At 60.0% G+C, this 26,514-nt stretch carries 22 protein-coding genes; 14 read left to right on the forward strand and 8 right to left on the reverse strand.

The window, feature by feature from the left end; all coding sequences use genetic code 11:
• The first annotated feature begins 62 nt into the window (after window positions 1–62).
• The 6 genes from tatC (at window position 63) to CAQUA_RS05825 (ending at window position 8,508) form a co-directional block, all read left to right on the forward strand.
• The gene (tatC, locus tag CAQUA_RS05800; RefSeq protein WP_196825565.1) at window positions 63–1,007 is read left to right on the forward strand and encodes a twin-arginine translocase subunit TatC; all 945 of its coding nucleotides are present in this window, start codon (window positions 63–65) and stop codon (window positions 1,005–1,007) included.
• A gap of 11 nt (window positions 1,008–1,018) precedes the next feature.
• Window positions 1,019–3,802, forward strand: coding sequence for a DEAD/DEAH box helicase (locus tag CAQUA_RS05805; protein ID WP_196824106.1), 2,784 nt, complete (start codon window positions 1,019–1,021; stop codon window positions 3,800–3,802).
• An 86-nt stretch (window positions 3,803–3,888) separates the two neighbouring features.
• On the forward strand, window positions 3,889–4,554 hold the full coding sequence (locus CAQUA_RS05810; RefSeq protein WP_231375781.1) for an SDR family oxidoreductase: 666 nt from the start codon (window positions 3,889–3,891) through the stop codon (window positions 4,552–4,554).
• Between the two features lie 70 nt (window positions 4,555–4,624).
• Window positions 4,625–5,986: a lipase family protein gene (locus CAQUA_RS05815; protein ID WP_196824104.1), complete on the forward strand. Its 1,362-nt coding sequence runs from the start codon at window positions 4,625–4,627 to the stop codon at window positions 5,984–5,986.
• Between the two features lie 11 nt (window positions 5,987–5,997).
• Window positions 5,998–7,581, forward strand: coding sequence for an apolipoprotein N-acyltransferase (gene lnt, locus CAQUA_RS05820; protein WP_196824103.1), 1,584 nt, complete (start codon window positions 5,998–6,000; stop codon window positions 7,579–7,581).
• 9 nt (window positions 7,582–7,590) lie between these two features.
• Window positions 7,591–8,508: a polyprenol monophosphomannose synthase gene (locus CAQUA_RS05825; RefSeq protein ID WP_196824102.1), complete on the forward strand. Its 918-nt coding sequence runs from the start codon at window positions 7,591–7,593 to the stop codon at window positions 8,506–8,508.
• A gap of 57 nt (window positions 8,509–8,565) precedes the next feature.
• Here CAQUA_RS05825 and CAQUA_RS05830 read toward each other — a convergent pair whose 3' ends face one another.
• Complete coding sequence (locus CAQUA_RS05830) at window positions 8,566–8,937, reverse strand: RNA polymerase-binding protein RbpA (protein WP_196824101.1); 372 nt, start codon at window positions 8,935–8,937, stop codon at window positions 8,566–8,568.
• 108 nt (window positions 8,938–9,045) lie between these two features.
• Between CAQUA_RS05830 and CAQUA_RS05835 the strand changes: the two genes are divergently transcribed.
• Window positions 9,046–9,792: a YceI family protein gene (locus CAQUA_RS05835; RefSeq protein WP_196824100.1), complete on the forward strand. Its 747-nt coding sequence runs from the start codon at window positions 9,046–9,048 to the stop codon at window positions 9,790–9,792.
• Between the two features lie 136 nt (window positions 9,793–9,928).
• On the opposite strand, the gene CAQUA_RS05840 is transcribed toward CAQUA_RS05835, so the two are convergent.
• Complete coding sequence (locus CAQUA_RS05840; protein ID WP_290177929.1) at window positions 9,929–11,200, reverse strand: SAM-dependent methyltransferase; 1,272 nt, start codon at window positions 11,198–11,200, stop codon at window positions 9,929–9,931.
• Between the two features lie 184 nt (window positions 11,201–11,384).
• Between CAQUA_RS05840 and CAQUA_RS05845 the strand changes: the two genes are divergently transcribed.
• The gene (locus CAQUA_RS05845) at window positions 11,385–12,785 is read left to right on the forward strand and encodes an NAD(P)/FAD-dependent oxidoreductase (RefSeq protein WP_196824098.1); all 1,401 of its coding nucleotides are present in this window, start codon (window positions 11,385–11,387) and stop codon (window positions 12,783–12,785) included.
• A gap of 98 nt (window positions 12,786–12,883) precedes the next feature.
• A complete protein-coding gene (locus CAQUA_RS05850; RefSeq protein ID WP_290177931.1) occupies window positions 12,884–14,005 on the forward strand; it encodes a magnesium and cobalt transport protein CorA in 1,122 nt (373 codons plus the stop codon).
• A 68-nt stretch (window positions 14,006–14,073) separates the two neighbouring features.
• Here CAQUA_RS05850 and CAQUA_RS05855 read toward each other — a convergent pair whose 3' ends face one another.
• Window positions 14,074–14,514 (reverse strand): PaaI family thioesterase, encoded by a 441-nt coding sequence (locus tag CAQUA_RS05855; protein WP_196824097.1) that lies wholly within the window; start codon window positions 14,512–14,514, stop codon window positions 14,074–14,076.
• A 117-nt stretch (window positions 14,515–14,631) separates the two neighbouring features.
• On the opposite strand from CAQUA_RS05855, the gene gnd reads away from it, so the two are divergent.
• Genes gnd through CAQUA_RS05880 form a run of 5 tightly spaced genes read left to right on the forward strand, consistent with a single transcriptional unit; the run spans window position 14,632 to window position 21,307 of the window.
• Window positions 14,632–16,089, forward strand: coding sequence for an NADP-dependent phosphogluconate dehydrogenase (gene gnd, locus CAQUA_RS05860; RefSeq protein ID WP_196824096.1), 1,458 nt, complete (start codon window positions 14,632–14,634; stop codon window positions 16,087–16,089).
• A 22-nt stretch (window positions 16,090–16,111) separates the two neighbouring features.
• Complete coding sequence (locus CAQUA_RS05865) at window positions 16,112–17,404, forward strand: DEAD/DEAH box helicase (protein WP_196825563.1); 1,293 nt, start codon at window positions 16,112–16,114, stop codon at window positions 17,402–17,404.
• Window positions 17,405–18,802, forward strand: a complete 1,398-nt coding sequence (locus CAQUA_RS05870) for a hemolysin family protein (RefSeq protein WP_196824095.1) — start codon at window positions 17,405–17,407, stop codon at window positions 18,800–18,802.
• Window positions 18,799–19,869 carry a hemolysin family protein gene (locus CAQUA_RS05875; protein WP_196824094.1) on the forward strand — a complete coding sequence of 357 codons (1,071 nt, stop codon included), beginning with the start codon at window positions 18,799–18,801 and terminating at the stop codon, window positions 19,867–19,869. Before CAQUA_RS05870 ends, CAQUA_RS05875 begins: the two co-directional genes overlap by 4 nt.
• Window positions 19,870–19,879: 10 nt before the next feature.
• Window positions 19,880–21,307, forward strand: a complete 1,428-nt coding sequence (locus tag CAQUA_RS05880; protein ID WP_196824093.1) for a vWA domain-containing protein — start codon at window positions 19,880–19,882, stop codon at window positions 21,305–21,307.
• 74 nt (window positions 21,308–21,381) lie between these two features.
• Here the strand turns inward: CAQUA_RS05880 and CAQUA_RS05885 are convergent, their stop codons facing one another.
• The 5 genes from CAQUA_RS05885 to secA2 form a co-directional block, all read right to left on the reverse strand.
• Window positions 21,382–21,954: a MerR family transcriptional regulator gene (locus CAQUA_RS05885; protein ID WP_290177936.1), complete on the reverse strand. Its 573-nt coding sequence runs from the start codon at window positions 21,952–21,954 to the stop codon at window positions 21,382–21,384.
• Between the two features lie 111 nt (window positions 21,955–22,065).
• The gene (locus tag CAQUA_RS05890; protein WP_196824092.1) at window positions 22,066–22,704 is read right to left on the reverse strand and encodes a bifunctional nuclease family protein; all 639 of its coding nucleotides are present in this window, start codon (window positions 22,702–22,704) and stop codon (window positions 22,066–22,068) included.
• Window positions 22,705–22,718: 14 nt separating this feature from the next.
• Entirely contained in the window at window positions 22,719–23,468 is a 750-nt protein-coding gene (ftsR, locus tag CAQUA_RS05895) for a transcriptional regulator FtsR (protein WP_290177938.1), read from the reverse strand.
• Between the two features lie 34 nt (window positions 23,469–23,502).
• Window positions 23,503–23,931, reverse strand: coding sequence for an oxoglutarate dehydrogenase inhibitor Odhl (gene odhI, locus CAQUA_RS05900; RefSeq protein WP_196824091.1), 429 nt, complete (start codon window positions 23,929–23,931; stop codon window positions 23,503–23,505).
• A gap of 145 nt (window positions 23,932–24,076) precedes the next feature.
• Entirely contained in the window at window positions 24,077–26,374 is a 2,298-nt protein-coding gene (gene secA2, locus CAQUA_RS05905) for an accessory Sec system translocase SecA2 (protein WP_196824090.1), read from the reverse strand.
• Window positions 26,375–26,514 lie beyond the last annotated feature (140 nt).

Here is a 26,514-nt window from a genome sequence, read left to right on the forward strand (position 1 = left end):
AATAGCACCTCTACGCTGTGACTACTAAGACACGCAAAAAGAAAGCTAACCCCGATGGCAATATGACCCTGGTGGAGCACCTCCAGGAGTTGCGTCGCCGCGTTGGTATTTCTTTGATCGCCATTGCTCTCGGCACCGTTTTAGGTTTCATCTGGTACCAGAACGCGCCGTTTGGCATCATGCCGCTGGGTGAGATCATTCGCCGCCCCTACTGCTCGCTACCGGTGGAGCTGCGCGCTGATTTGACGGCCGACGGGTCCTGCCGTCTCCTGGCCACGAACCCGTTTGAGATGTTCATGCTGCGCCTCAAAGTGGGCTTCCTCGCCGGGCTGGTCGTGTCATCGCCGGTGTGGCTTGGCCAGTTGTGGGCTTTTATCACCCCGGGCCTCCACAAAGGGGAACGCCGCTGGACTCTCACCTTCGTGACCTTGGCCGTCATTCTGTTCGTTGCTGGCGCCTTGCTGGCCTACTTCATCGTTGACCAGGGCCTGTACGTCCTGATGTCTATCGGTGCAGAATTCCAGGTCAGCGCCTTATCCGGTGGTGAGTACTACAGGTTCGTCCTGGCACTGATCGTTATTTTCGGAGTGAGCTTCGAAGTCCCACTGGTCATCGTCATGCTTAATCTCGCGGGCCTGTTGCAGTACGAGCAGGTTAAAGACAAGCGCCGCATAATCACGGTTGTTTTGTTCATTTTCGCCGCGTTTATGACCCCGGGCCAGGATCCGTTCTCCATGGTGGCGCTGGCGTTGTCGCTGACGTTCTTGGTGGAAATGGCCTTCCAGTTCACTCGCATCAACGACAAACGTCGTGCGAAGAAGAGCGGCTCCGAGGGCGAGGATTGGTCGCACCTCGATGATGAAGAGGCCTCCGGACCGATTGCGGCAGCGGCACCCATTGAGGCCGCGCAAAAGGTAGCGCCCGCAACGAGACAACAGCCGAGCTCTACTCACGAGGCAGCGAGCTACGACGCGCCACGAGCTGGTGCGTACGACGACATCCTTTAGCCCGTACGCTGGTGTGCATGTCACACCTCGACGAATATCGCGCTGCAAAGTCGTTTCCGCTCGATCCGTTCCAGATTGAGGCGTGCGAAGCCGTCGAGGAAGACCACGGAGTGCTGGTCTGCGCACCGACGGGTTCGGGAAAGACCGTTGTGGGGGAGTTCGCGGTCTCGCTAGCCCTATCACGCGGCACGAAGTGCTTTTACACGACGCCGATCAAGGCGTTGAGCAACCAGAAGTACCATGACCTCGTCGACAAGCATGGCGAAGATGCCGTGGGCCTGCTGACGGGGGACGTGAGCATCAACGGTTCCGCGGAGATCGTGGTGATGACCACGGAGGTCTTGCGCAACATGATCTATGCGTCCTCGCCGGCGTTGGATCGCCTGTCGCATGTGGTGATGGATGAGATCCACTACCTTGCGGACCGTGAGCGCGGAGCGGTGTGGGAAGAAATCATCCTGAACTTAGACGAGTCCGTGCGCATCATCGGCTTGTCCGCAACGGTGTCGAACTCCGAGGAATTCGGCGAATGGCTCGATGAAGTCCGCGGGGACACCAAGGTCATCGTGAGCGAGCACCGCCCCGTTCCGCTCAACCAGTTCATGATGGTGCAGCGCAAGATCTATCCGTTGTTCGAACCCGGGACTGATACAGGCCAGGTCAACAGGGAACTGCTTCACGTCGTGGAAAGACTTGAATCCGCCTCTGCGAACGCGGGGCGCGCTGATTATGAATCAGGCAAAGGGTTTAGGTCGCGTACACAGGGCCGACGCGGTGGGGATTCCCGGAGTGGAAACACTCGGCCGCAGGATCGCGTTCGCCCGGTGGGACGTCCCGAGGTTGTATCCGCTTTGGCTGGCCGCGATATGCTGCCCGCGATAGTCTTCATTTTCTCCCGGGCGGGGTGCGACGGGGCATTGTTCCAGTGCCTACGCAGCCGAAAAGAGATGACCACCCCGGAGGAAGCTGAGCTCATTACCCAAATCGCCGACGACGGCGTAGCGGACATCCCCGAAGAGGACTTAGAGGTCCTGCAGTATAGGCAACTGCGTACCGCCTGGTCACGGGGTTTCGCTGCCCACCACGCAGGATTGCTCCCCGCGTTCAAGCACATCGTCGAAGAGCTGTTCGTTCGCGGACTGGTCAAAGTAGTCTTTGCTACGGAGACACTCGCGCTGGGCATCAACATGCCGGCGCGCACGGTTGTGTTGGAAAAGTTGGTGAAATTCAACGGGGATTCCCACGCTGACTTGACCCCCGGGCAGTACACGCAGCTCACCGGACGCGCAGGCCGGCGCGGAATTGACACGATTGGTAACGCAGTGGTGCAGTGGTCCCCGGCGATGGATCCGCGCGAAGTAGCGGGCCTCGCGTCCACGCGCACGTACCCGTTGATTTCGCTGTTCACGCCGGGCTACAACATGGCCATCAACATGTTGAAGATGAATGGCTACGATGACTCGATCGCGTTGATTGAGAAATCCTTCGCCCAGTTCCAAACGGACCGCTCCGTCGTCGGGGAGGTCCGTGACGTTGAACGACTCCGCACCAAAGTGTCCCGCCTTCGGGAGGACCTCGACGAGGCGATTGCCCAGTACGCACCACCAACTGAGGAGGGTGAAGACGCAGCAGAGGTTCTGGTCGAGTACTTGGACCTGCGCAAGGAGCTCTCAGAAGCAGAGAAGGAAGGGCGCCGGGAGTCCATTGAGCAGCGTCACACCGAAGTGCAGCGAGTACTGGGCAAGCTCCAAGTGGGTGATGTGATCGCGCTTCCTTCGAAGAAGCGGCCTGAGCTCGCCGCCGTGGTTGCGCCTGCTGGCAGGAGGGATGATCCTCGTCCCTGGGTCACCACGGAACGTGGCTGGTCAGGACGAATCGACGCCGCGGCATTCCGGAATGCACCGGTTGTCGTTGGGCGCATTAAGGTTCCGCGGGACGTTACCGATAAACCCCGCAAGCACACCCGCAAGATCGTCAATGAACTTTCCCGATCTCGCTTCAACGCGCCAAAGAGGCTCCGGGAAGAGTCGCGGAACCGGCCGTCGTCACGCGTGCTCGCCTTGCGCGAAGCGATCCGCAACCATCCCGCGCACGCCTGGCCCGCGGCGGACAGAGAGCGCCTCGCGCGCCTCGGCGAAGAGATCGTCCGCGAACAGCGATCGTTGGATCGCGCGCAGAAGCGCATCGATAAACAGACCGACACCTTGGGCCGCACGTTCGAGCGCATCATTGGGCTGCTGACTGAGTATGACTACGTGGAGCTTGACGGCGGCGAGCCGACGGTGACCGATGAAGGGGAGCGGTTGGCGCGTATTCATGCTGTGTCCGATCTGCTTGTTGCGCAGTGTCTCAAGCGCGGTATCTGGGACGAGCTTGACCCCGCGGAACTCGCGGGTGTTGCGTCCATGTGTGTGTTTGAAAACCGCAAGGCGACGCAGGGATATCCTGAGGCCGCCACTGACCGCATGGCTGATGCAATGACGGACACAATGCGCATCCACGGCGAGCTCGCCAGCGACGAACAGCGCCATCGTTTGCCGCCGACGAGCATTCCCGATCCGGGTTTTGCGCTGTCCATCCACCAGTGGACCGCCGGCGCGCCGCTTGGCTACGCTCTTGCTGCGGCGGCGGAATCGGGTGCTGAGCTCACCCCGGGTGACTTTGTTCGCTGGTGCCGCCAGGTGATTGATCTCTTAGAGAAAATCGTGGTCACAGGCTATTCCGATGAGATCATTCACAATGCCCGCAAGGCTATCGACGCCATTGGGCGAGGCGTTGTCGCGATTGGTAACTAGAACCGACGAAGGGGTGTTGTGAAGTGACAGGGACGCTTTTATTGCTTGGCGCCACCAGCGACATTGGTGGTGAGATTGCCGTGAGGATGTGCGCGGGACGGCACGTTGTTCTCGCCGCGCGGAACCTGGAGCGCCTTGACGACGTGGAAGAGCGCGTGCTTGGCGCTGGGGCGCGAAGTGTGCAACGCATGGCGTTTGAAGCCACCGATCTGGACTCACACCGCCGCGTCGTGGAGGCTGCGTCGAGCGCTGGGCCGATCACCACGGCGGTCGTCGCCTTTGGGATCTTGGGCGATCAAGAGCGGGCCGAAAAGGATGAAACCCACGCCGCGGAGATCGCAACGGTGGATTACACCGCGCAGGTCTCCATGCTGACAGTGCTCGCAAATGAAATGGCAAGGGGAGAGATCTTTGCGTTTTCCTCCATCGCTGGCTGGCGCGCGCGGCGCGCCAATTACGTTTACGGATCGACGAAGGCTGGTCTCGACGCGTTCTGCCAAGGCCTGGCCGATGCGCTTCACGGCGGGCCGCTTCACTTGATCACGGCACGCCCCGGTTTCGTGATCGGGTCTATGACGGAAGGGATGAAACCGGCACCGATGTCGGTTACCCCGGACCAGGTCGCTGATGCGGTTGTTCACGCGGCTAAACGAGATCGCAACGCAACGGTGTGGATCCCCGGCCGGCTTCGCGTGCTGGCATGGGTGATGCGCTGCGTACCACGGCCGATCTGGCGTCACATGCCCCGATAGTGGATGCCGTGGACATAGTTTGCCTGTAGAAAGGAAGAAGTTTCTATAGGGATAACACGAGGTGATACTGGTGGCCGGTTCACAGAAAAATTCACAGCGGACGTGGGCGGTATTCGGTGCTTGTGCTGCGCTTGGCGCTGTTGCTGCGACGCCAAGTGCGCAGAAGCTTTTCCGCAGCGCGATCTCGCGTTCACTCGTCGCGCGTACGTACGTGCCCTACGCGGGCGATGTCCTTAGCGGGATCCTGATGCCGCGCACGCTCCACGACCCGGGCTTTGGTCGAACCAAGTACGCTGCCGGTGAGACTGGCGGGGCGCTCATCAGAGCGACCAGCGCCCGTGCGCTCGGCCTCAACTCGGCGGTCAACAGTGGCACGATGCAGCAAATTGAATACACCACGACTGGTCTCACCGGGCAGGTGCTCACGTGCACCGGCTCGGTCTACCGCTCGCGCAACCCGTGGAAGGGCAAAGGGGAGCGGCCGACTATCGCGTTCGCCCCGGGAACGCAGGGAACACCTGTTCACTGCAACCCATCTGTCGCAGCGACGGTGGGACTACAGCTTCGGGTGAAGCCATTCGACTTCATCAGCGCCTATGAGCAGCCCGCAATCAACTACTTCGTGGCGGCGGGCTGCGATGTCGTAGTGACGGATTACCCGCGTGAGCCGGAGACAAACACGCAGCTGTACTGCAACCATGTGGTCAGTGCGCGCGCACTCATGGACGGGGTGCGCGCAGCTGCTCACCTCGGTGTGGGAACCAGCAACCTAGGACTCTGGGGCTTTTCTCAAGGCGGTGGCACAGTTGCCGCGTGGTTAGAGGACATGAACTCGACTGACGAGGGCCGAAACTACGCGCCGGATCTCACACCTCTCGCAGCGGTGTGCGGTGCACCGCCGTCGGATCTGATGGAAACACTCAAGTTCGGTGACGGGCACATGGCCACGTTCGCTCTTCCCTACGCGCTAGCCGGGATAATGGCCTCGGATCCTGAACTGGCGGCAGAAATCGAACCATTCATGAATGAGAAGGGCCGACGGTTCGTTGCGGAGGGTAGTGCGCGCTGTGTAGTGGGCTCATTCCCATACTCTGCTTATCGCACAACGTCGACCATGACGACGAACGGAAAACCGCTGCCCGAACTGCTTGATCAGTTGCCGAAGACCGTGGAGTACTTGGAGAAGTCCCGTATCGGGCGGGGAAGTGTTTCCATACCGACGCTGTTGTGGGCAAGCGTTAATGATGACGTGGTGCCGCATTCCACGGCGGTAGCGTTGGCGAAAGACTGGGGGATCACGCTTGATTCCCGCAAGCACATGAAGTTGTTTGGCAATAACGTGGCCAACCACCTTCTGCCGTACTTCAGGCACTTGCCGCACGACGCCAACTGGCTGCTTGCTCATCTCGGCGCGCAGCACCGGGAAGGCTAGAATAAGGCCGCGTGAATCTTCTCGCGCGATTGGTCCTTGCCGCACTCGGCGGCATCACCATCTATTTTTCCCACGAGCCACACGGATTCTTCATTGCGGGGATCGTTGGTATAGCTCTCTTCTACGCAGCTCTTTCGCCGTGGGGTCACCGCGCCGGGGCAGCCGCCCAGTGGCCGTCGGCACGCGCGGGCGCGCTAATCGGATTCGTTCACGCGGTCGCGGTCTATCTTCCGTTGCTGCCGTGGGTTGGGGAATTCGTCGGCGCCTTGCCGTGGATTGCGCTGTCGATTGCCTGCGCGATGTATTCCATGGTGACCGGCCTTTTCGGGGTGCTCGTCGCGCGCTGGCGCTACGGCTATCTCGCCTTCCCATTCGTCTATGTGGCTGTGGAAGCGGCGTTGTCATCCTTCCCGTACGGCGGGTTTTCCTGGGTACGCCTGGCCTGGGGGCAGATCAACGGGCCTCTAGCATCGCTTGCCGCGTGGGGTGGCCCGGCCTTGGTCACCTTCGGCGTCGTGGTCGCCGGGGCTGGGGTTGCAAGCGCGATCGTGGCGGTAGCGCAACGTAGAGCGCAGAACGCATCTCTTCGCCCCGCGGGAATTGCACTGGGCGCAGCACTCATCCCGGTGGTAGTGGGAATGGTGGGCCAGTACGGCGTGTACCGGGATGGCCCGACGACGGACGAGGTCACCGTGGCCGCCATTCAAGGAAACGTCCCGCGCATGGGGCTTGACTTCAACGCCCAGCGCCGCGCAGTGCTGGCGAACCACGTCAACGAGACCACGAAGCTTGCCGACGAACTTAAGCAGACAGGCGGACAGGTTGACCTAGTGTTCTGGCCGGAAAACGCCTCCGATGTCAACCCCTTCGCCGACCCAGAGGCGTACGCAGCCATCACGAAGGCCGTCACCGAAGTGGGCGCGCCGACACTGGTGGGAACACTCACCGAAGATGAAGTAGGGGATCGCAACACCGCCGTCGTCTTCGATCCCGCCACCGGGCCCGGTGATAGGCACAATAAGAAATTCCTCCAACCGTTCGGTGAATGGATGCCGATGAGGGATTTCTTCCGAAAATTCTCGTCCTACGTGGACATGGCAGGGGATTTCAAGCCGGGGACCGGAAACGGGACCGTGCGCATGGGTGACGTGGTCGTGGGCGTAGCTACCTGCTACGAGGTCGCGTTTGATCCCGCGTACCGGGAAGCAGTGAAAAACGGCGCGCAGATCCTCACGACCCCGACGAACAACGCCACGTTCGGGTTTACGGACATGACCTACCAGCAGCTGGCCATGAGTCGCATGCGCGCCATTGAAACGGACCGCGCAGTAGTTGTCGCCGCCACGTCGGGTGCGTCTGCGATTGTCTATCCCGATGGAAAAGTGTCCAAGATCTCTGAGATCTTCACGCCAGCCCACCTCGTCGATACGCTACCGCTGCGCGATTCTGTAACGTTCGCGGTGCGCTACGGCAGGTACGTGCAATGGCTGCTTGTCCTCGTTGGGCTTGCCGTGATGGCTGCGGCCCTGTACGCGAGCCGTCGGGGGTATGCTGATGGGGAAAAGTCTGCGGATGCAGAACCAAAAAGCTACTAAGGAGAACCCGTGGCAGAAACACCAAGCGATTCCACTTTGGTGATCATCCCTACGTACAACGAGGTGGAAAACCTGCCGATCATTGCAGAGCGCGTGCGTTCCGCGACTCCGCAAGTGGACATCCTAGTGGTGGATGACAACTCACCGGATGGAACCGGCGACAAGGCAGACGAGCTTGCCGCAGCAGATGAGCACATTCACGTTCTGCACCGCAAGGTCAAAGATGGGTTGTTGGGCGCGTACCTCGCTGGCTTTGAGTACGGCCTTGAAAACGGCTATCAGGTTCTGTGCCAAATGGACGCGGACGGCTCCCACGCACCGGAGCAGCTTCATCTTCTTTTAGATGAGATTGATCGGGGAGCGGACCTGGTCATCGGCTCCCGCTACGTGCGCGGTGGCAAGGCAGTGAACTGGCCGCGTGAGCGCTACCTGCTATCCAAGATGGGTAACCTCTACATCTCTCTCGCGCTCGGCGGCGACATTAAAGACATGACGGCTGGCTACCGCGCGTTCCGCCGTGAGGTTTTGGAAGCCATTGATCTGGATTCGCTGTCGCGCAAGGGCTACATCTTCCAGGTTCAGTTGGCTGATGCCGCGATCAATGAGGCTTTTGACGTGCGTGAAGTGCCGATTACGTTCGTGGACCGTGAATTGGGTGAGTCAAAGCTCGACGCAAGCTTTGCCAAAGACTCCCTGATTGAGGTCACCAAGTGGGGCGCAGACCGTCGCACGACGCAGATTGCGGACTTCTCCCGTGAGCTTGCCCGCCTTGGCAAGTACCAGGTCAAGGAGCTTGGCATCCCGAAGATCCCGGGGAAGATCAAGTACGCGGAGAAATCCCTTCGCGCCTTTACCCGTGAGATGGGCAAGCTGGGTGCCTACGAGGTGCAACGCTTGAGCCACTCGACGAAGAAGGCCCATAAGTAGCTGAAAACGACGAAAAGCGCGACCTGCAATGAGGTCGCGCTTTTTGTTTAGTTGGAACTAGCTCTCGCTCTTGTTTTCCTTTGCCAGGCGAGCCGCGGTGCGGCGACGCTTGCGTAGCTGCTCAAGGCGCTCTTCGAGCAGGTCGTCGAGTTCCTTAATGCTGCGGCGTTCGCGCAGCATGTCCCAGTGGGTCCTCGGCGGCTTGACCGGCTTAGACTCCACGCCTTCGCCCTCAATCAGAACGCCGGTTTGGCCGTTCTTGCACGGCCATTCCTCTGGAATTTCGGCGTCATCGGCGAAGGGGATCTCAAAGACCTCACCGGACGGCGTGCGGTACTTTGCCATCCTGCGCGGAGCAAGATCATGGTCACGATCCGTTTCGTAGCTCACCGCACCCATTCGACTACCACGCAATACGCCATCAGCCATGTGCTTTCATCCCTTCGCCGACTAACACCTGATTTACAACCGCACCATTATAACGGCACGGGGTTAGAGATTGTTCCCACGGCCACCTAGGTGGCTACCATTGGGGTCATGAGTGAGAGCAACACAGCACAGCGAAGGACACCACAGGGAACGCCTCACCAGAGCCGTACCCGAAAGATCATGATCTTTGCGGTGCTGGGGATTATCATTCTTCTCACCGTGGTTGCGTTCGTCCCGCTGTTCTACACCTTGTTCCAATCGCCGGGCATTAAGACGGAGGGCATCGACGCCAAAGGGGCACAGCCGGCGTCGACTGATGTGAATGGGACGTGGGAAGTCTCACGTGAACTGGGCAAAAACGCGACGTCTGCGGGGTACACGTTCTACGAGCTGCTGCCTGGCGACGAAAGGATTACGTCTGGGTCGACCCAGTCCGTCAAGGGGCAACTCAACGTAGAGAATGGGTCTCTGACCGCGGGCGAGATTACCGTTGACATGGCAACCATTACGTCCGATAAGGATGTCCGCGATGAGAATGTGCGGCGCAAGATTCTTCACACGGATGAGTACCCGGAGTCCAAGTTTGTTCTGAGCGAGCCAGCGGACGTGACGCAGCTGCCTGACGACGGGACGGTGGGCACGCTGACCCTGACGGGCGATCTGACGATTCACGGCACGACGAAACAGATCACTCAAGAGTTCAATGTTCTGCGGACGGGCGACAAGGTTGTCGTTGCCGCGGACGTGCCCATCAAACGAGAAGACTATGGCGTGGAGTCGCCGGATTTCGTAGCGGCGAAGATCGCGGACGAAGGCGAGATCAACCTTCGCGTCAAGTTTGAAAAGCGCGGCTAGGTCCTCACAGAATCTGTGGCGGTAAAAACCGCCTGGTCCATAATTGTCCGATAATGTACATTATGTCACTTTAGGTTTGCGCAGGCCTCCGGCTTACAGCCCCCAATCTGTCCGTGGCCACTACTAAGCCGGCCCTTTATCGCAGCCCTCTCCTGTTGCGGTGAGAGAACGTGAGTTGAACCAGATCCAGTGCGCCTAAACGCGTCAGTGCTTCGCGGATGGCAAACTGCCACAGCCACAATCGCCGATACACAACGTCGAACCCGTCCGCGGCGGCCTCCCGCGCTTGGCTTTCGAACATCGCGCGCTGATGTTTTAAAGACAGCTCGAGGTGCCGCGGCGCGTGCGTCGTGGCAATTACCCGCAGGCGCGTGTGCCGGTCCGTTGCCTTCACCACGTCCGCCAGCGGCTGGTACTCCAGCGCGGGCCACACAAAGGCACGGAGCGATTCCAGTGCCGTGAGTGCTGTTCCGCGGAGTTCTTCGGTTCCCACGACCATCTGAACAGCCGCGCGGCCACCCGTGACCAACATCCGGTCGAAGATCTGGAGATACCGGACGCGCGTCGCTAGAGGAACCGTTTCCAAAAACTCCGCGCTCACCACCGCGTCGTAAAGCCCCTCGCGCCGCGCGAGCGTGCGCTCAGGCGCTTCCACCGCGCTGATGCGCACTGAGTCCTCGGAGCCGGCAAGCACGAGGCGTTCGCGGATTATTCCAAGGCTGTCTGGGTCCAGTGCCACGCAATCGACCGTCGCCCGGCGAAGCGCGCTGCCAATCGCGATTGCTCCACCAGACGTTGGAACCTCTAAAACATGCGAACCGGGTTTGACTCCCGCTGCATCAAGGAGCATCTCCACAGAGTTGCGTTGCGCGTCAGCCAAATCGAGCTTTTCAGCGCCCGATGAGTCCGAAGATTCTAACGGTGCTTCATAATCCGTCACCGTGGCAAAATAAGCGGCCGGTTCATTGCCCTTACCAGCTCCCGGGGCGAACGAACGCCTTTTGACACGCTGCGACGTAGCCACCCCCGTCGAAAAGTGCCCTGCGAACGCGCTCATCCCGTCCCCCGCGTAGCGCGCCACAAGCTCAGGAGGCACCCCGCCGTAGCTAAAGCTCCCGCTCTCTGGGGTCTGTGGGGTCTTCGGGCGATAGCCTTCGCGCACGAGCTTTTCGACGACCCTAACGAGCGTCGCGGAGGTTTGCGTGCGCCACTCGCCCGCCATGTAGCTTTCCGCAAGCCCAATCCAGCCGGAATCTGCGATGCGACTGAACATCTCCTCGTGGTCGACGATGATGTCGGCGTTTTCGTCCAGACCCACGCTGATACGCGCTTTTTCACACGCACGAGCAAACCCGGCCTCGGCAACGCGAGCCCGCATTTTCAAACCAGTACCAGTGGGAAGGTTCACAACCGACGGCCATAGGTTAGGGTCTATCGCAGAAAGGTGCGGTGGAATCCCAGCGTGCGTCGACATATGTAACAGCGTAAGGTGCATCCCGGCGTGCTTTCGGTAGGCACATCGCACAAGTTTGGTAAACCCGCGTATTATTCAACAGCGGATAAAACACTTCATGGCCCAAGGAGCACAGAGCATGACTGAAAAGCCTTACCGCCCGGCCGGCAACCGACACCACGTGGTCATTATCGGTTCGGGCTTCGGAGGCCTGTTTGCCGCCCGCGAGCTCAAAGACGTTGACGTTGATGTCACCCTGATCAGCCGCACAAACTTCCACCTCTTCCCGCCGCTGCTCTACCAGGTGGCTACCGGCATCCTCTCCACCGGTGAGATTGCTACCTCGATCCGCCAGGTGCTGGGCCGTCAGAAGAACGTTGACGTCGTGCGCGGCGATGTCACCGACATCAACACGGACGCTCAGACCGTGACGTTCACCGAGGGTCAGTTCACGCGCACCTACGAGTTTGACTCCCTCATCGTCGCTGCAGGTGCTGGCCAGTCCTACTTTGGCAACGACCACTTCGCGGAGTTCGCGCCTGGTCTGAAGACCCTGGATGACGCGTTGGAGATCCGCAGCCGCCTCACCACCGCGTTTGAGCGCGCTGAGGTTGCCGAGGACCCGGCTGAGCGTGAGCGCCTGCTCACCTTCGTCATCGTGGGCGCGGGCCCGACCGGTGTCGAGCTTGCTGGCCAGGTGGCAGAGATGGCCCACCGTTCCTTCCGTAACGAGTACTCCCACTTCCGGCCGTCGAGCGCCAACATCATCCTCCTCGATGGCGCACCGCAGGTACTCCCCCCGTTTGGCAAGTACCTCGGCCGCAAGGCGCAACGTGAACTCGAGCGCATCGGCGTCACCGTTCACCTTGACTCGATGGTGACCAACGTCGATGAAACGTCCGTGACGTACAAGAACACGAAGACGAACGATGAGACGACGATTGAGACCTACACCAAGATCTGGTCCGCTGGTGTTCAGGCATCGCCGCTGGGCAAGATGATCGCCGATCAGCTAGGCGTTGAGGTACTGCGCAACGGTAAAGTCCCAGTCAACAAGGACTGCACCGTTGGTGAGAAGCGCAACATCTACATCGTCGGCGACATGATGGAGCTTGACCGCCTGCCTGGCCTTGCTCAGGTGGCCATCCAGTCCGGTGAGTACGCAGCGGATGCGATTCGCGCGCAGGTCGAAGAAGGCCAGACCCCGGATCAGCGTGCCCCGTTCGAGTACTTCGACAAGGGCTCCATGGCGATCGTGTCCCGTTTCCACGCCGTGGTGAAGATGGGCAAGGTCGAGTTCGCTGGGTTCCTCGGCTGGATCATGTGGCTGCTTGTCCACGTTTCCTTCCTTGTTTCCAAGCGCAACCGCGTGGTCTCCATGTTCACGTGGACGTTGAACGCCCTTACGCCTAAGCGGTACAACCTGGCGTCCACGCAACAGCAAATGCACGCCCGCACCGCGCTCTCCCGCATTAAACGTCTGCAAGAAGAGACCGGCGAGGAGCGTATTGAGGTCCGCGACTACAACGGCGAGAATTAAGAGAACAGTTTCACTTAACTTTCGTTACACATCCCGCTAGCTCCTCTGATAGGTTGCTAGCGGGATTTTAAGTCTTCGCATATCCGGAAGGAGTGACTGTGCCGTCGATCAACCCATTGCCGCGCGCAAAACAAGCGCGTGAACTGCTGACGAAAGCCGAGAAATCGTCCGATAAAACGAACGCTAAGGCAAAGGCAACCGAGAAGACGGGACTTAAGGTTCCAGTCGAGCGCTCCGTGGACTTCTGCCGCGTGATCATTGACGGGCAGCGCGCGCCGGGCAACTACCACTACACCCGAGCCCTGCAGCAAGCTAACGCAGCAGACAACGGCTTCGTGTGGCTGGCCCTTCGTACGCCTAACGAAGAGCAAATGGAAAAGATCGCGGAAGCGTTTGAGATCCACGAGCTGATTGTTGAGGACGCGGTCCGTGCCCACCAGCGCCCCAAGGTGGAACGCTACGGTGATCAGCTCTTCTGCGTGATCCGAACAGTGACCTACCGTGACGACGAAGAGGTCCTGGACTCCCGCGAGGTCATCTCTACCGGTGAAGTCCAAGTGCTGATTGGCAAGAACTTCGTCATCACCATCCGCCACGACTTCAAGCTTCCGGACCTCACGACCGAGCTCGAAGAAGATCCAGAGATTCTTGAGCTTGGCCCCACCGCAGTCGCGTGGAAAGTCGCTGACTACATCGTGGAGAACTCCCTGCGCATCTCCCAGAACCTCAGTGAGGACGTGGATGAACTGGAAAACGAGGTCTTCAACCCGCGCCAGCCCGTCAACATTGAGCAGATCTACACCTACAAGCGTGAGATCCTAGAAATGCGCCACGCCATCGCTCCCCTGGTTCCGGCACTCAAATCCGGCCTGAGCCTCAACAAAGACCTTCTACCTAAACCGATCCGCGAGTACCTGCGTGACGTTCTAGATAACGCCGCGATCGCCTCCGACCACATCATGGGATACGACGAACGTCTATCCTCCCTGCTCGACGCCTCCGTAGCGAAGGTCTCCATGCAGCAGAACAAGGACATGCGCACCATTTCCGCAGTCGTCGGTATGGCAGCGATGCCCACCATGATCGCCGGTGTGTACGGCATGAACTTCGAATACATGCCAGAACTCGGCTGGGTCTGGGCCTACCCCGCCACCCTCGCCGTCATGTTCGGCAGCATGCTCCTCATGTACTGGTGGTTCCGGCACAACCACTGGCTGTAGCCGTTGCGTTCGCAACGGCTACAGAAAGGTTTAATGCCAACGGCTACAGAGAGATTTAATGTTGGCGGCTAGGGCTGCTCGTCAAGGACCATCGTGCGCAAGGTCGTGATGGCGCAGGTCTTTCCGTTGTTGCTCATGACGATGCGCCAGATCTGTGTACGGCGGCCGAGGTGCACTGGGGTGGCCTCAGCCTCAATGGTGCCCTCTTTCACAGCACGCAGGAAATCCGTGTTGTTGTTCATGCCCACTACCGGGGCGCCAGAAGCCATCAGGCCGGCAAAAGAACCGATGGTCTCCCCCAGTGATGCGAACACACCGCCGTTCACAAGGCCAGCGGGCTGGAGAAGGTGCGGACCGACCTCGGCGGTGGCGGTGATTTTGTCCGGACCAAACTCCGTGAACGTCAAGCCCATGAACTTGTCAAACTCGACGTGGTTAGCGTTAAAGTATGCGAGCTCCTGCTCGGAGAGCTGGCGGCCGCGGAAAGATTCAAGTGCTTTGATATCCATGCCAATAGGTTACTGAAACAAAATGAATTGTGTTCAAGGTTTTCTGATTCGATTTGAGGAATGGATTTCTAAGCGCCGTTGTAGGAGTCCCCGAAGGCAATGCGTATTATCGAGTGCATGACTTCAGCTGAGAATAAGGCCGATATTGGCGTAGTTGGTATGGCAGTGATGGGCTCTAACCTGGCCCGTAACTTTGCTTCCAAGGGTCACACGGTGGCCATTTTCAACCGTTCCCCGGAAAAGACCCGAAAGGTCATGGAGGACCACGGCCACGAGGGAAACTTCATCCCGTCCGAATCCATTGAGGACTTCGTGGCGTCGTTGAAGACACCGCGCAAGGCGGTCATCATGGTTCAGGCTGGCCACGCCACTGACGCCGTGATTAATCAGCTGGTTGAAGCAATGGATGATGGTGACATCATCATCGACGGCGGTAACGCGCTGTTCACCGACACGATCCGCCGTGAGCAGGAGGTCGCAGAGAAAGGCCGCCACTTCGTTGGCGCTGGTATTTCCGGCGGTGAAGAAGGCGCGCTGCGCGGCCCTTCCATCATGCCGGGTGGCCCTGCTGAGTCCTGGGAAACCCTCGGCCCGTTGCTCGAGGACATCTCGGCCAAGGTTGACGGCGTTCCGTGCGTGACGCACATCGGCCCTGATGGCGCTGGCCACTTCGTCAAAATGGTCCACAACGGCATCGAGTACGCCGACATGCAGGTGATCGGTGAGGCCTACCACCTGCTGCGCTACGCCGCGGGTATTGAACCAGCGGAGCTGGCAGACATCTTCGCTGAGTGGAACCAGGGCGACCTGGATTCCTACCTCATTGAGATCACTTCTGAGGTTCTGCGCCAAGTGGACGCCAAGACCGGCAAGCCGTTCATCGATGTGATCGTCGATGCCGCAGGCCAGAAGGGCACGGGCCGCTGGACCGTGAAGGAAGCTCTGGATCTGGGCGTTCCCACGACCGGTATTGGTGAAGCAGTGTTCGCGCGTGCCCTGTCGTCGGCAATTGCACAGCGTCAAGCCGTCCAGGACACGGGCCTTCCTTCCGGCGACCTGTCCACGTTGGAATCGCTGGGAATCAACCGCGAGCAATTCGTGGAAGACGTCCGCCGTGCACTGTACGCGTCGAAGCTGGTTGCGTACTCCCAGGGATTCGATGAAATCAACGCTGGTTCGCAGTCCTACGACTGGGACATTGACCCGCGTGATCTGGCGACGATTTGGCGCGGTGGCTGCATCATCCGCGCGAAGTTCTTGAACCGCATCCGCGAGGCGTATGACGCTAACCCGGAGCTGCCGTCCCTGCTGCTCGACCCGTACTTCCGTGGTGAGCTCGCAGACTTGGTGGATTCTTGGCGCCGCGTCGTCGTGGTGGCTACCCAGCTGGGTCTGCCAGTTCCGGTCTTTGCTTCCTCGCTCTCCTACTACGATTCCCTGCGCGCGGAGCGCCTCCCGGCAGCCCTGATCCAGGGTCAGCGTGACTTCTTCGGTGCCCACACGTACCGCCGCGTGGACATGGCGGGCACGTACCACACGACGTGGTCGGGTGCGCGCGAAGAGATCGACTACTAGACCCAACTACTAGGAGACATTCCTGAGTACCACGTTCGCCGACCTCGGCCTACCCCATGACCTTGTGAAGTCGGTGACTTCCCAGGGGATCGCCGAGCCCTTCCCTATCCAAGAAGCGACGATCCCCGATGTTCTGGCGGGCCGCGACGTCCTCGGACGCGGCCCCACTGGATCGGGGAAGACCTTTGCCTTCGGCTTGCCAATGCTCGCGCTGCTGAAGAAGGGCTTTTCTAAACCTGGTCGTCCGCGCGGTCTGGTTTTAGCCCCCACGCGTGAGCTAGCGGCACAGATCTCCGATCGTCTGAGTGACCCCGCCGCAGCGTTGGGAATGCGCGTGATCAGTGTCGTCGGCGGGGTCAACATCAACACTCAGATCCGCGCGCTCGCTGCACCCGTCGACGTGCTCGTCGCTACGCCTGGGCGCGCGAAGGATCTCATTGATCAAAGAAAGCTTTCGCTTGACGACGTGCGGATTACCGCGATCGATGAAGCTGACCAGATGGCGGACATGGGATTCTTACCGCAAGTTCGCACGCTGCTTGATCGCACGCCTAACGACGGGCAGCGGTTGCTGTTCTCTGCAACGTTGGACGGGGACGTCGATAAGCTTGTGCGCGAATATCTGCGCGATCCTGTCACCCATTCCACCGCGCCGGTGAAGGCGGCGGTAGAGACCATGGAGCACTACCAGCTGCTCGTGAGCGATAGGGACAAACGAAATGAAATAGTCCTGCGGATCGCCGCGCGTGAGGGCACGACGATCATGTTCATGCGTACGAAGCACGGCGTGGACCGGCAGGTACGCAAGCTCCGCCGCGTGGGCATTAACGCGCTGGGTCTTCACGGCGATAAAAGCCAGGGTGCGCGTACCCGCGCCATCGAGGGGTTCACGGACGGATCCGTCCCGGTGCTTGTCGCCACGGACATCGCTGCGCGGGGAATCGATATCGGCGGCGTCTCGCTGGTTGTCCACATCGATCCACCGGCGGAACACAAGGCCTACCTGCACCGCGCCGGGCGCACTGCCCGTGCAGGAACGTCAGGCACGGTGGTGACCTTGGTCATGGACGACCAACGTCGCGAAGTCGATGCGCTGTTATCCAAAGCGGGCGTGAGGGCGACGAAGGTCAAAGTCAACGCGTCCTCGGACGAGCTCGTGCGGATCACTGGCGCACGCGAACCAAGCGGAAAGCCCCTCCCCCCACCCGGCACCCAGCCGGCCGGGGCGCGCGCTAAGGGCCCTGCTACGCCTCGTCGTAAAGCGAATGCCCCCGCAACTAAAGGCCGCCGCGGCGCACCAGGTGGGAGGGCCTAAATGGACATCGTGATCTCGATTCTGTCTTTAGTCGGATTCATTTTGCTCACCGCTTCGACCGGTCTCTTCGTTGCAATTGAGTTCGCAATGACTGGGTTGGAGCGCTCGACGGTCGAGGCGCACGCACGCGATAAGGGCGATAAGACAGCTCTCGCGGTGCAACGCGACCATTCGAACCTTTCTTTTGTGCTGTCTGGGGCACAGCTAGGCATTACGATCACCACGCTGGCCACGGGTTTTCTGGCTGAGCCGGTGCTGGCTCAGTTCTTTGGCCCGGCGCTTGAACTGGTCGGGCTGAATGAATCCGCGTCAAAAGCCACGGCGTTGGTGCTTGCTCTCATCGTGGCTACGACCTTGTCGATGGTGTTCGGCGAGCTCGTTCCCAAAAACATCGCGATCACGGACCCGCTGGGCACAGCACGCTTCGTTGTGCCGCCGGTGAATGCGTTCAACACGGTGTTCAAATGGTTCATTAATTCGATGAACCGGTCGGCGAACTGGTTCGTCCGCAAACTCGGAATCGAGCCGGCTGATGAGCTCGCGTCCGCGCGGTCGGGTTCAGAGCTCGGCGCTATGGTCCGCAGCTCCGCGGAAGCCGGCGGGTTGGACGAGCAAACGGCGCGAATGATTGACCGCTCCCTCCAGTTCGGTGAGACCACCGCCGAGGAGGTCATGACGCCGCGTTCGAAGATCAACTCGCTGGATGCCACGGACACCGTCGAAGACCTCATTGCCCTGGCGATGGAAACCGGGCACTCCCGCTTCCCCGTGCGCCGCGGCGACCTGGATGACACCATTGGCTTGGTCCACATTAAAGACGCGTTCTCTATCGACAGGGATCAGCGGGCAACGACGACCTTGGAGCGACTGGCCAAACCGGTCAAGGTCGTGCCGGGAACGCTTGACGGTGACGCCGTGCTCAACCAAGTGCGCTCAGCGGGCGCGCAGGTGGTGCTGGTCGCCGACGAGTACGGCGGAACGCAAGGTCTGGTCTCTATCGAAGACGTCGTCGAAGAAATCCTCGGTGAGGTCTATGACGAATACGATGACCGGGAGAATGAACGCGACTTCCAACGGTTCGGCACATCCTGGGAAGTCTCCGGGCTCGTGCGTTTGGACGAGCTGACGGAACGCACCGGCTACATTCCGCCGGAAGGGCCCTACGAAACCTTGGCTGGGCTGATAATGGCCACGCTCGGCGCGATCCCCAAGGTCGGTGACAAGGTCCTTCTCCCCCAGGCGACGAACGATTTCCAAGGGGATTTCGAATCCGGGGGCACTGGGCGCTGGGTTGCTCGTGTGTCTGTGATGGATGACCGCCGTCTTGACCGGGCGATCCTCACGCCGGTCAGCGACGACGATGCGGCACGGTTTCAAGCGAGAGTGAGCCAACAGTGAACATCTGGATTGCCGCGATACTCATCATCGGTTTGCTTGCCGCAAACGCGTTCTTCGTTGCTGCTGAGTTCGCTCTCGTGTCCTCGCGCAAAGACCGGCTTGAATCCCTTATTGCGCAGGGCAAAAAGGGTGCCCAGCGGCCGCTAGCAGCCATTGAAAGCCTTTCGCTCTACCTCGCCGGCTCGCAGTTCGGCATCACCATCGCGTCGTTGATTTTGGGCAAGGTTGCAGAACCCGCCATCGCGCACTTTCTTGAGGGCCCATTCACCAGCATAGGAGTGCCGGAACAGCTACTCCATCCCCTTTCATTCGTTCTTGCTCTGCTGATCATCACCGTTTTGCACATCATTTTCGGGGAGATGGTGCCAAAGAACATAGCCATCGCTGGGCCAGAAACCATGGCCGTGTGGCTCACTCCCATGATGGATGTCTGGGTCAAACTCACCCGCCCAGTCATCCGCGGCATCAATGAAATCGCGCGCTGGACTCTGAAGCTCTTCGGCATTGAGCAGCGCGATGAACTTGATTCCACCGTGGACCAGGATCAGCTGCGCGACATGATCCGTGAATCCAACCAAGAGGGCCTGCTTGACGCTGAGGAAACCGTACGCCTGGCTAACGCCCTGGGCTCGGAATCGCGCAGCTTGAAGGAGGTCATGATCCCGCTCGACGAGTTGGTGACCCTCCCGTACGCAGCGAAGGGAATTCCGCTTTCCGTATTGGAAAACGCAGTGCGCGAGACTGGTTTCTCCCGCTTCCCGGTAGAAGGCAGCGCCGGAGGCCTCCTCGGCTACATCCACGTCAAAGATGTCCTCGACCTGCTCCACAGCGAGGGTGAGGTGCCCGGTTCAGCCGCGGATCCACTGATCCCCTTCCATCGGATTCGCCGTCTCAGTATCGTCGACGGCAAGGGCAGTCTGGACGACGCACTGACGTCCATGCACCGCCGCTCAGCGCACATGGCTCAGGTCCGTGAAGACGGTGAGCTCGTAGGAGTCCTCGCTTTAGAAGACATCATCGAAGAGTACGTTGGCACGGTGTCCGACTGGACACACGAAGAGCACTAGGAGGCTAAGCATGGGACGCCATTCATCGCAGAAGCAGAACTACTCCCTCTCGAAGGGTCTGATCGCCCTGATCGCCGCGTTAGTTCTGATCATGGCGCTTATCGCCGCGGCCAAGTCGGGGGTTTTCGGCGGCGACGCCAATCCACAGGCTAAGGACAACTGCGTCTCCGGCGACCTAGCTTTGCCTGTCGCAGCAGCGGATCACAAGGTGGCACGCACGCTTATCGACGACTACGCGAAGTCTAATCCGGTCGTCCGCGATTACTGCGTCCAACCGGTTGTGGTGGACACGCTAGCCGAAGCTGCTGCCTTCGTGGGCCCCGACGTGGCTGTAGGCCACCAAGAAGTCGAAGCTGCTGGGCGTTCCACCACCGTGGGCGAGCTCCAACCCGCCTTGAGCGCCCAGGTCGGGCTCGCCGGCGCTGAACGCGCAAACCCCCGGGACGTTGAACTGTCCAGCGTGGTGTTCCCTGTCAACGATGAACCGGAAGCCTCCGCAGTCATTGCGTCCCAGCTCGCGCAAAACGAGCGAGCCGCCGTAAAGGCCTTGACTGATCAACGAATCCCTGGGCTCGCGGAAGCCCAGCCGGTAGCAACACAGTTCATTGCGACGTCTGAAATGGCCTCCCCTGAGGGATTCACCTTCAACCCACTCGATGGCGTGTCCGTGATCTACTCGATCTACCCGCTCAATGCGACCGAGAACATCAGCGAAGACCAAAGCCGCGCCGCCCAGGACTTCGCGCGCTTTAGTGCTGATCGCTTCGACGGGAAGGCCGATTCCCAGCCGGTAATCCCCGATCTGGTCTGGGCCGCCGCACGCCCCGCCGGCGGTGAAAACATCACCGGCGGCGAGGACGGCATGAACGATGACCGAAGCACACACGATGCCCAAGCGCAGACCATGGACACGCTTTTCGTCGTCGACACCTCCGACGGCGTCGCGGCCAACTACAACGCCCTGGCGGGGCTGGTAAGCGATGCCGCCACCAAGATCACCGAATCCGGCCACCAGGTGGGACTATGGAACTTCTCTTCGCCACTGAACCCCGGCGTAACCCAAGGCTGGCGCAACAACGTCGCGCTCACCCCTGACGCGAGCCAAGTAGCCGCCACTGTCTCTGCTTTCAACACCGCCGGCGCCCCGCAAACCCGTGAAGCAGTTCTCGCGGCGACCCAATACGCGGTGGGAGTCGGAACACCCGTACGCATCATCGTGCTCACCTCCGGTTCCGCGGACACACAAGCAATCGATGACGCCACCCTCCTCGACGCCCTCAAAACCGCCCGCGCCGCTAGCGCAGTAATCGACGTCTTCCGCGTCGGCGATCCCGTCCCCGGCGCAGTCCCCGACCAAGCCCTCTACGACGCCGCGGACAACACCGGCGGCCCGAACCTCACCTGGTCCGAGCAACTGGGCACCTTCAAAAACAAATAGACCTCAAAAACAAATAACCCCGTCGGGCACGAGACCAACGGGGTGGGCAAGCCTTGCGGCTTGTGGGGTACGAACTAGGAGGAGCGGCGACGGCGGCGTTCTGCAAGCTCGTCGAGTGCAACAACGTTCTCGTCCTCGTCCGCGGTGACGCGCTCGGACGGGAACGAGGAAATGGTGCCGGTAAGTTCCTTCACGATCTGCGGGACTGCGATACCGAACACGCCCTGGCCGCCGCCGAGCAGGTCGATGATTTCTTCGCTGCTGCGGCACTCGTAGACGGTCGTACCGTCAGACACCAGGGTGATTTCGGAGATTTCATTGATGCCGCGGTCACGCAGTTTGTCTACGGCAAGGCGGATGTTCTGAAGGGAGATACCGGTGTCCAGCAAGCGCTTAACAATCTTGAGGACCAAGACATCCTTGAAGGAGTACAAGCGCTGAGAACCTGAGCCGGTGGCACTGCGGATCGACGGGCGAACCAGGTTCGTGCGCGCCCAGTAATCCAGCTGGCGGTACGTGATTCCGGCGACTTGGCATGCAATGGGAACGCGGTAACCGACCTCGTCCGACGGCCCGAGATCAAACAAGCTCTCCTGAACCGGCAATTCGATCTCGCCGCTACCTGCGGCTTCGTTAAAGTTCCTCACGTAATTACTCCCATGAAGTTTAGTACACCCACTGCTTATTAAAGGCCATGCTAAAGCTCAGGTCAAGACTTCTGGCCGCAACACGCCGAACTCTAAAGTTCAACTTTAAGTTTAAAGTTCTTTTTCACCATTGTCATCGTGAGTAACATCAGTCTCACCAGACTCAGATTCATCTCGATCAGTGGGGCTGGTATCTGCGGGATCGAGGTTGATGTCCCCTTCTTCGACGCCGAGCGTGCGCATCAGTTCCTGGAAGTCGGCGTCGGCCTGGGCGTCACCGCTGGCGGAGTATGAACCTTCACCGTTGTCCGCGGTGGAGAGTGAGATGCCGAAGAACTCCTGTGCATCCTCTGGCGTGAGGCGAAGTGACGCTTGATTGAGAACGGCCTCATCGACTTCGATCTCAAGGTCGAAGAGTTTGGCCATCGCGAGAGCATCGCACGGTCGACAATCAAGCTCGGTGCCGGTCTCCGTTGCAAGCTCGCACATGAAGACACCCTCGTGATAACCGGTGATCTCTACGCGCGCGAGTCCCCCACCCAATTGATCAAGCGCATCGAAGAGAACCTCGAAAGTATCAGGCCGCCTCGGTTCCCACTCGTTTAGCCGGGCCGCTAGTTTGGCACCTTCAAACGGCGGCAGCCACAACGGGATGAAGCGGCCATGTTCTTCAGCATGAAGCAGGGCGCACAGAAAGTTCTCCGGGCCCACGGGATAGACGCCACACAGCGTCACCGGTACAGAGGTCATGAATGAAGTCCCCTCTACCCGAGGGTGCGGCGAAGTTCACCCATGAGAACGCCAAGGTGAATGTTCGCCAGATGGGTCGTCATTTCCTGCGCCACGTCCGCAGCGTTCTTGCGGGACCCAGTCTTACCGGAGGCCGCCACGGGGCCAGCAACTTGGGCAACCAGCCCTGCTTGCCGGACCGCCGCTTGCCGCAGCGATTTCAGGTGGCGGGCATCAATACCCTGCTTCTTTAGAGCAACGGCCGAGGTAACAATCTGGGAGTCCTCAGCACGGAAAAGACCGGACGCATCAGGCGTGATCAAGCCAATGCCCATCAACTCAGAGATGAAAGCCTGCTCAACGTGGGCTAGCTCCGCGAGCTCAGTGTCAGTGACCCGACCGCCCGCTGTAGCCGGCGACACCTCCGGTGCCGCAATCTCCTCAATCGCGGCAAGGCCCGGAGCGGAAATCCCGCCAGACAAAGCAGATGGCTCCCCCGCATCCATTGCTTCGAGCTGCTCGCGGATGACCTTCAACGGAAGGTAATTGTCCCGCTGGGTAATCAGGATGAAGCGGAGGCGCTCAATGTCCTCATCGGTAAAGCGGCGGTACCCAGACTGTGTTCGCTGGGGCGTGATCAACCCCTCGGATTCCAAGAACCGCAGTTTTGACACCGTGACGTCCGGAAACTCATCGCGCAAACGTTCAATGACCACGCCAATGGACATGGTCTTGTTGCTTGTGCGTGCGGCGGGCTGGGCCGCAGTTTTTCGGATAGCGCTCACGTGTGTTGTTGGATTCTAGAATCTAAAAGGGGGCTTAGTTGTCCTCAGCAATGAAGACCAGACGGAACTTACCAATCTGAATCTCATCGCCGGTGGAGAGCACCTGGGAGTTACGCGGCTCGCGGTTAACGTAGGTGCCGTTGAGCGAACCGACGTCCACGACCTCGAACTCGCCAGCGTTGCGACGGAACTCGGCGTGACGGCGGGAAACGGTCACGTCGTCGAGGAAGATGTCTGCCTCCGGGTGGCGGCCAGCGGTGGTGGTGTCCTGGTCCAGCAGGAAGCGGGCCCCAGCGTTCGGGCCACGCTTGACCACCAGCAGGGCTGCGCCGTCTGGCAGGCCTTCAATGCCACCTACCTTGTCGTGTGCGGTGGCGGTCGATTCCATCTCCTTCAGAAGATCCGCGCGGAAAACCGATGTGGTTTCTACCTGTGCCTCCGGCGTGCCGGTGTTCTCGCTCATTATTTCTCCTGGCTCATTACTAGATGGCTCTTCATTAAACGTCGATCAGCGCCCGAAAGGCTCCAAAGGTTCAGCTTCAAAGTTTCATACGCGTCGAATCATTAAACATCATACCGACTTCACCCGACGCTTTGGGGCGTAGTGGTCATCGGAAGATGCTCGCGATGCCAGAAATCACGGAATTGCCCTGGCCCGCCAGCGGATTATCGGAAACCATGTACGTCCACGTGGCGCTCGGGCGCTTCCATCCGGCGTCCTCCAGGTGCGCACCGTCGTGGTCAATCTTGACATCCAAGAACGTCTCCACGGCTCGGTCAACTGCCCGGTTGGCCAAATCCTTGAACTCACGCACGGCAATGCGGTGGAACTCCACGATCGGCGTTTCCCTTGCAATTGCCCGCAAGTGAATGGATTCGCGCACGTCATCCATGTGCGCCAAGTGTTCGCTCCACTCATCATCCAGGTGGAACAGCATGATCTCCCGCGCGGCTTGGTCCAGTGTGTCGCGGTCGATCTGGTCGTCGATAAGCGCCGCCGCACGTTCGGGCGCACGTTGTTCGAGCTCTTTCCACGCCTGGTCCGTATCTAACAGCTGAGCACGTCGCTTATCGACAATCTCACGGTGATCTGCCAGCAACTGGTTGTACTTCCACGTCTGCGCATGGATTTCCAGCAATTGGCCTTCGGTGACGCGCTGGCAGTGTTCAACGAAGTCCTGGACGCGTTTGGAGTCAATGCGGCCAGTTTCATCCGGACGCGCTGTCACTGACACATCTGCCCCACCGGTGGTAACAATGTCGTCTTCAAGCGAGACGAAGAACAGGCTCAGGCCCGGATCACCCTGGCGGCCGGCGCGGCCCCGCAGCTGGTTGTCCAAACGGGACGTGCGGTACCGCGACGTTCCGATCACGGCTAGCCCGCCGAGTTCGGCGACGGCCTCGTAGTCTGATTCGTCGGCTCCGCCGAGGCGGATGTCCGTGCCGCGTCCCGCCATCTGGGTCGATACAGTCACCCGCCCGATGTCACCGGCTTCTGCGACGATGCGGGCTTCCTCCGCGTCATTCTTCGCGTTGAGAACGCTGACCTTAATGTCGCGAGATTCCAACGCCGCCGCGAGCGCTTCTGATTCCGCAACGTCGTGGGTACCCACCAGAACCGGCTGACCGGATTTGTGTACAAACTCAATCTCATCGACGATCGCGGCGAATTTCTCCTCCACGGTGGCGTAAATCCGATCGGCTTCATCGAACCGCTTCAGTGGCTTGTCACGGTCGATCACAGAGACGTGCAGATCGTAGAACTGGCGCAGCTGGTCGGTTGCTTCCACTGCCGTGCCCGTCATGCCGCACACCAGCGGGTAACGGCGCATGAGCGCCTGCAAAGTAATCGAGTCCAGGATGCGACCGCCGTCGGAAACATCCAGTCCCTCTTTCGCTTCGACCGCTGCTTGGAGGCCATCGGGCCAGCGCTGAAGATCCGCCACGCGTCCCTTCGAAGCATCAACGAGGTCAATCTTGCCGTCGCGCACGATGTAGTGAACGTCGCGCGTGAGCAACGCTTTCGCGTGCAGCGCAAGGTTGACGCGAACCAGAATCGTTCCGATGTTCTCGTCCGAATAGAGGGAATCGATGCCCAGCGCCTTCTCCACTTTGGCCGCGCCCTCATCCGTTAAGAACGCGTTCCTGCGGTCAGCGTCGATCGTGTAGTCCTTGCCTTCCACCAACCTCGACACCGCGGCAGTGATCTCCCCCGTCGCTTGTTTACCGGGCTGGGACCCCGCTAGCACCAGCGGTACTAACGCCTCATCCACCAGCACGCTGTCAGCCTCATCCACTAGGGCGACATCCGCATCCGTTTGCACGGTTTGGTCGCGGTGGGTGATTTGATTGTCCCTCAAGTGGTCAAACCCGATTTCCGTCACCGGCGCGTACACGATGTCGGAGAGGTAGTTTTCCCGCCGCTTCTCCCGCGGCGTTGATTCTGTCACCGACGCCACGCTCAACCCGAAGAATTCCACCAGGGGGCGCATCCATTCCGCGTCACGGTCTGCAAGGTAGTTGTTCACCGTGATCACATGGACCCGCTTACCGGTGAGCGCGAATCCCGTCGCCGCCATCGCACCCACGAGCGTCTTACCCTCACCGGTGGCCATGTGGATCACGTCGCCCTCGAGCAAGCGCAGCACGCCCTGGTTCTGCACGTTGAACGGACGCATCCCGATCGTGCGGGAGGATGCTTCCAACAAGATCGCAAGAAACGCTGGCTTATCAACGATCTTCCCGTCGCGCACGACGTCCCTCACTGCCGCCGCCAAGGCGGCGTCGTCAAGCGAAGCGTACTTCTGCGCGACGCCCTCTACCTGCGCAACGATGCCCTTAGACTTTTTGTTGTTGCGCTCAGCAGTTGAGCCCATCGCCTTCCAAAACCAGTCGAATTTGCCCATGGGGGCCCGATCCTTCCTCCAGAAATAGGTTCTACCGACTGTACGCGTGACCTGCCGATTACTGCGAACCAGGTCGCATGATGTAATCTCTATCAAGTTACCGCGAGGACGCCGTGACGCTTTTGACGTGACGGATCTCT

It is taken from the genome of Corynebacterium aquatimens (assembly GCF_030408395.1).
Classification (GTDB): Bacteria; Actinomycetota; Actinomycetes; order Mycobacteriales; family Mycobacteriaceae; genus Corynebacterium; species Corynebacterium aquatimens.

What these genes read in the sequence shown, in the direction of transcription:
- tatC (WP_196825565.1), top strand. Translation starts at nt 63, where the DNA reads ATGACCCTGGTGGAGCACCTCCAGGAGTTGCGTCGCCGCGTTGGTATT.
- CAQUA_RS05810 (WP_231375781.1), top strand. Translation starts at nt 3,889, where the DNA reads ATGTGCGCGGGACGGCACGTTGTTCTCGCCGCGCGGAACCTGGAGCGC.
- CAQUA_RS05830 (WP_196824101.1), bottom strand. Translation starts at nt 8,937, where the DNA reads ATGGCTGATGGCGTATTGCGTGGTAGTCGAATGGGTGCGGTGAGCTAC.
- CAQUA_RS05835 (WP_196824100.1), top strand. Translation starts at nt 9,046, where the DNA reads ATGAGTGAGAGCAACACAGCACAGCGAAGGACACCACAGGGAACGCCT.
- CAQUA_RS05845 (WP_196824098.1), top strand. Translation starts at nt 11,385, where the DNA reads ATGACTGAAAAGCCTTACCGCCCGGCCGGCAACCGACACCACGTGGTC.
- CAQUA_RS05855 (WP_196824097.1), bottom strand. Translation starts at nt 14,514, where the DNA reads ATGGATATCAAAGCACTTGAATCTTTCCGCGGCCGCCAGCTCTCCGAG.
- gnd (WP_196824096.1), top strand. Translation starts at nt 14,632, where the DNA reads ATGACTTCAGCTGAGAATAAGGCCGATATTGGCGTAGTTGGTATGGCA.
- CAQUA_RS05870 (WP_196824095.1), top strand. Translation starts at nt 17,405, where the DNA reads ATGGACATCGTGATCTCGATTCTGTCTTTAGTCGGATTCATTTTGCTC.
- CAQUA_RS05880 (WP_196824093.1), top strand. Translation starts at nt 19,880, where the DNA reads ATGGGACGCCATTCATCGCAGAAGCAGAACTACTCCCTCTCGAAGGGT.
- CAQUA_RS05890 (WP_196824092.1), bottom strand. Translation starts at nt 22,704, where the DNA reads ATGACCTCTGTACCGGTGACGCTGTGTGGCGTCTATCCCGTGGGCCCG.
- odhI (WP_196824091.1), bottom strand. Translation starts at nt 23,931, where the DNA reads ATGAGCGAGAACACCGGCACGCCGGAGGCACAGGTAGAAACCACATCG.
- secA2 (WP_196824090.1), bottom strand. Translation starts at nt 26,374, where the DNA reads ATGGGCAAATTCGACTGGTTTTGGAAGGCGATGGGCTCAACTGCTGAG.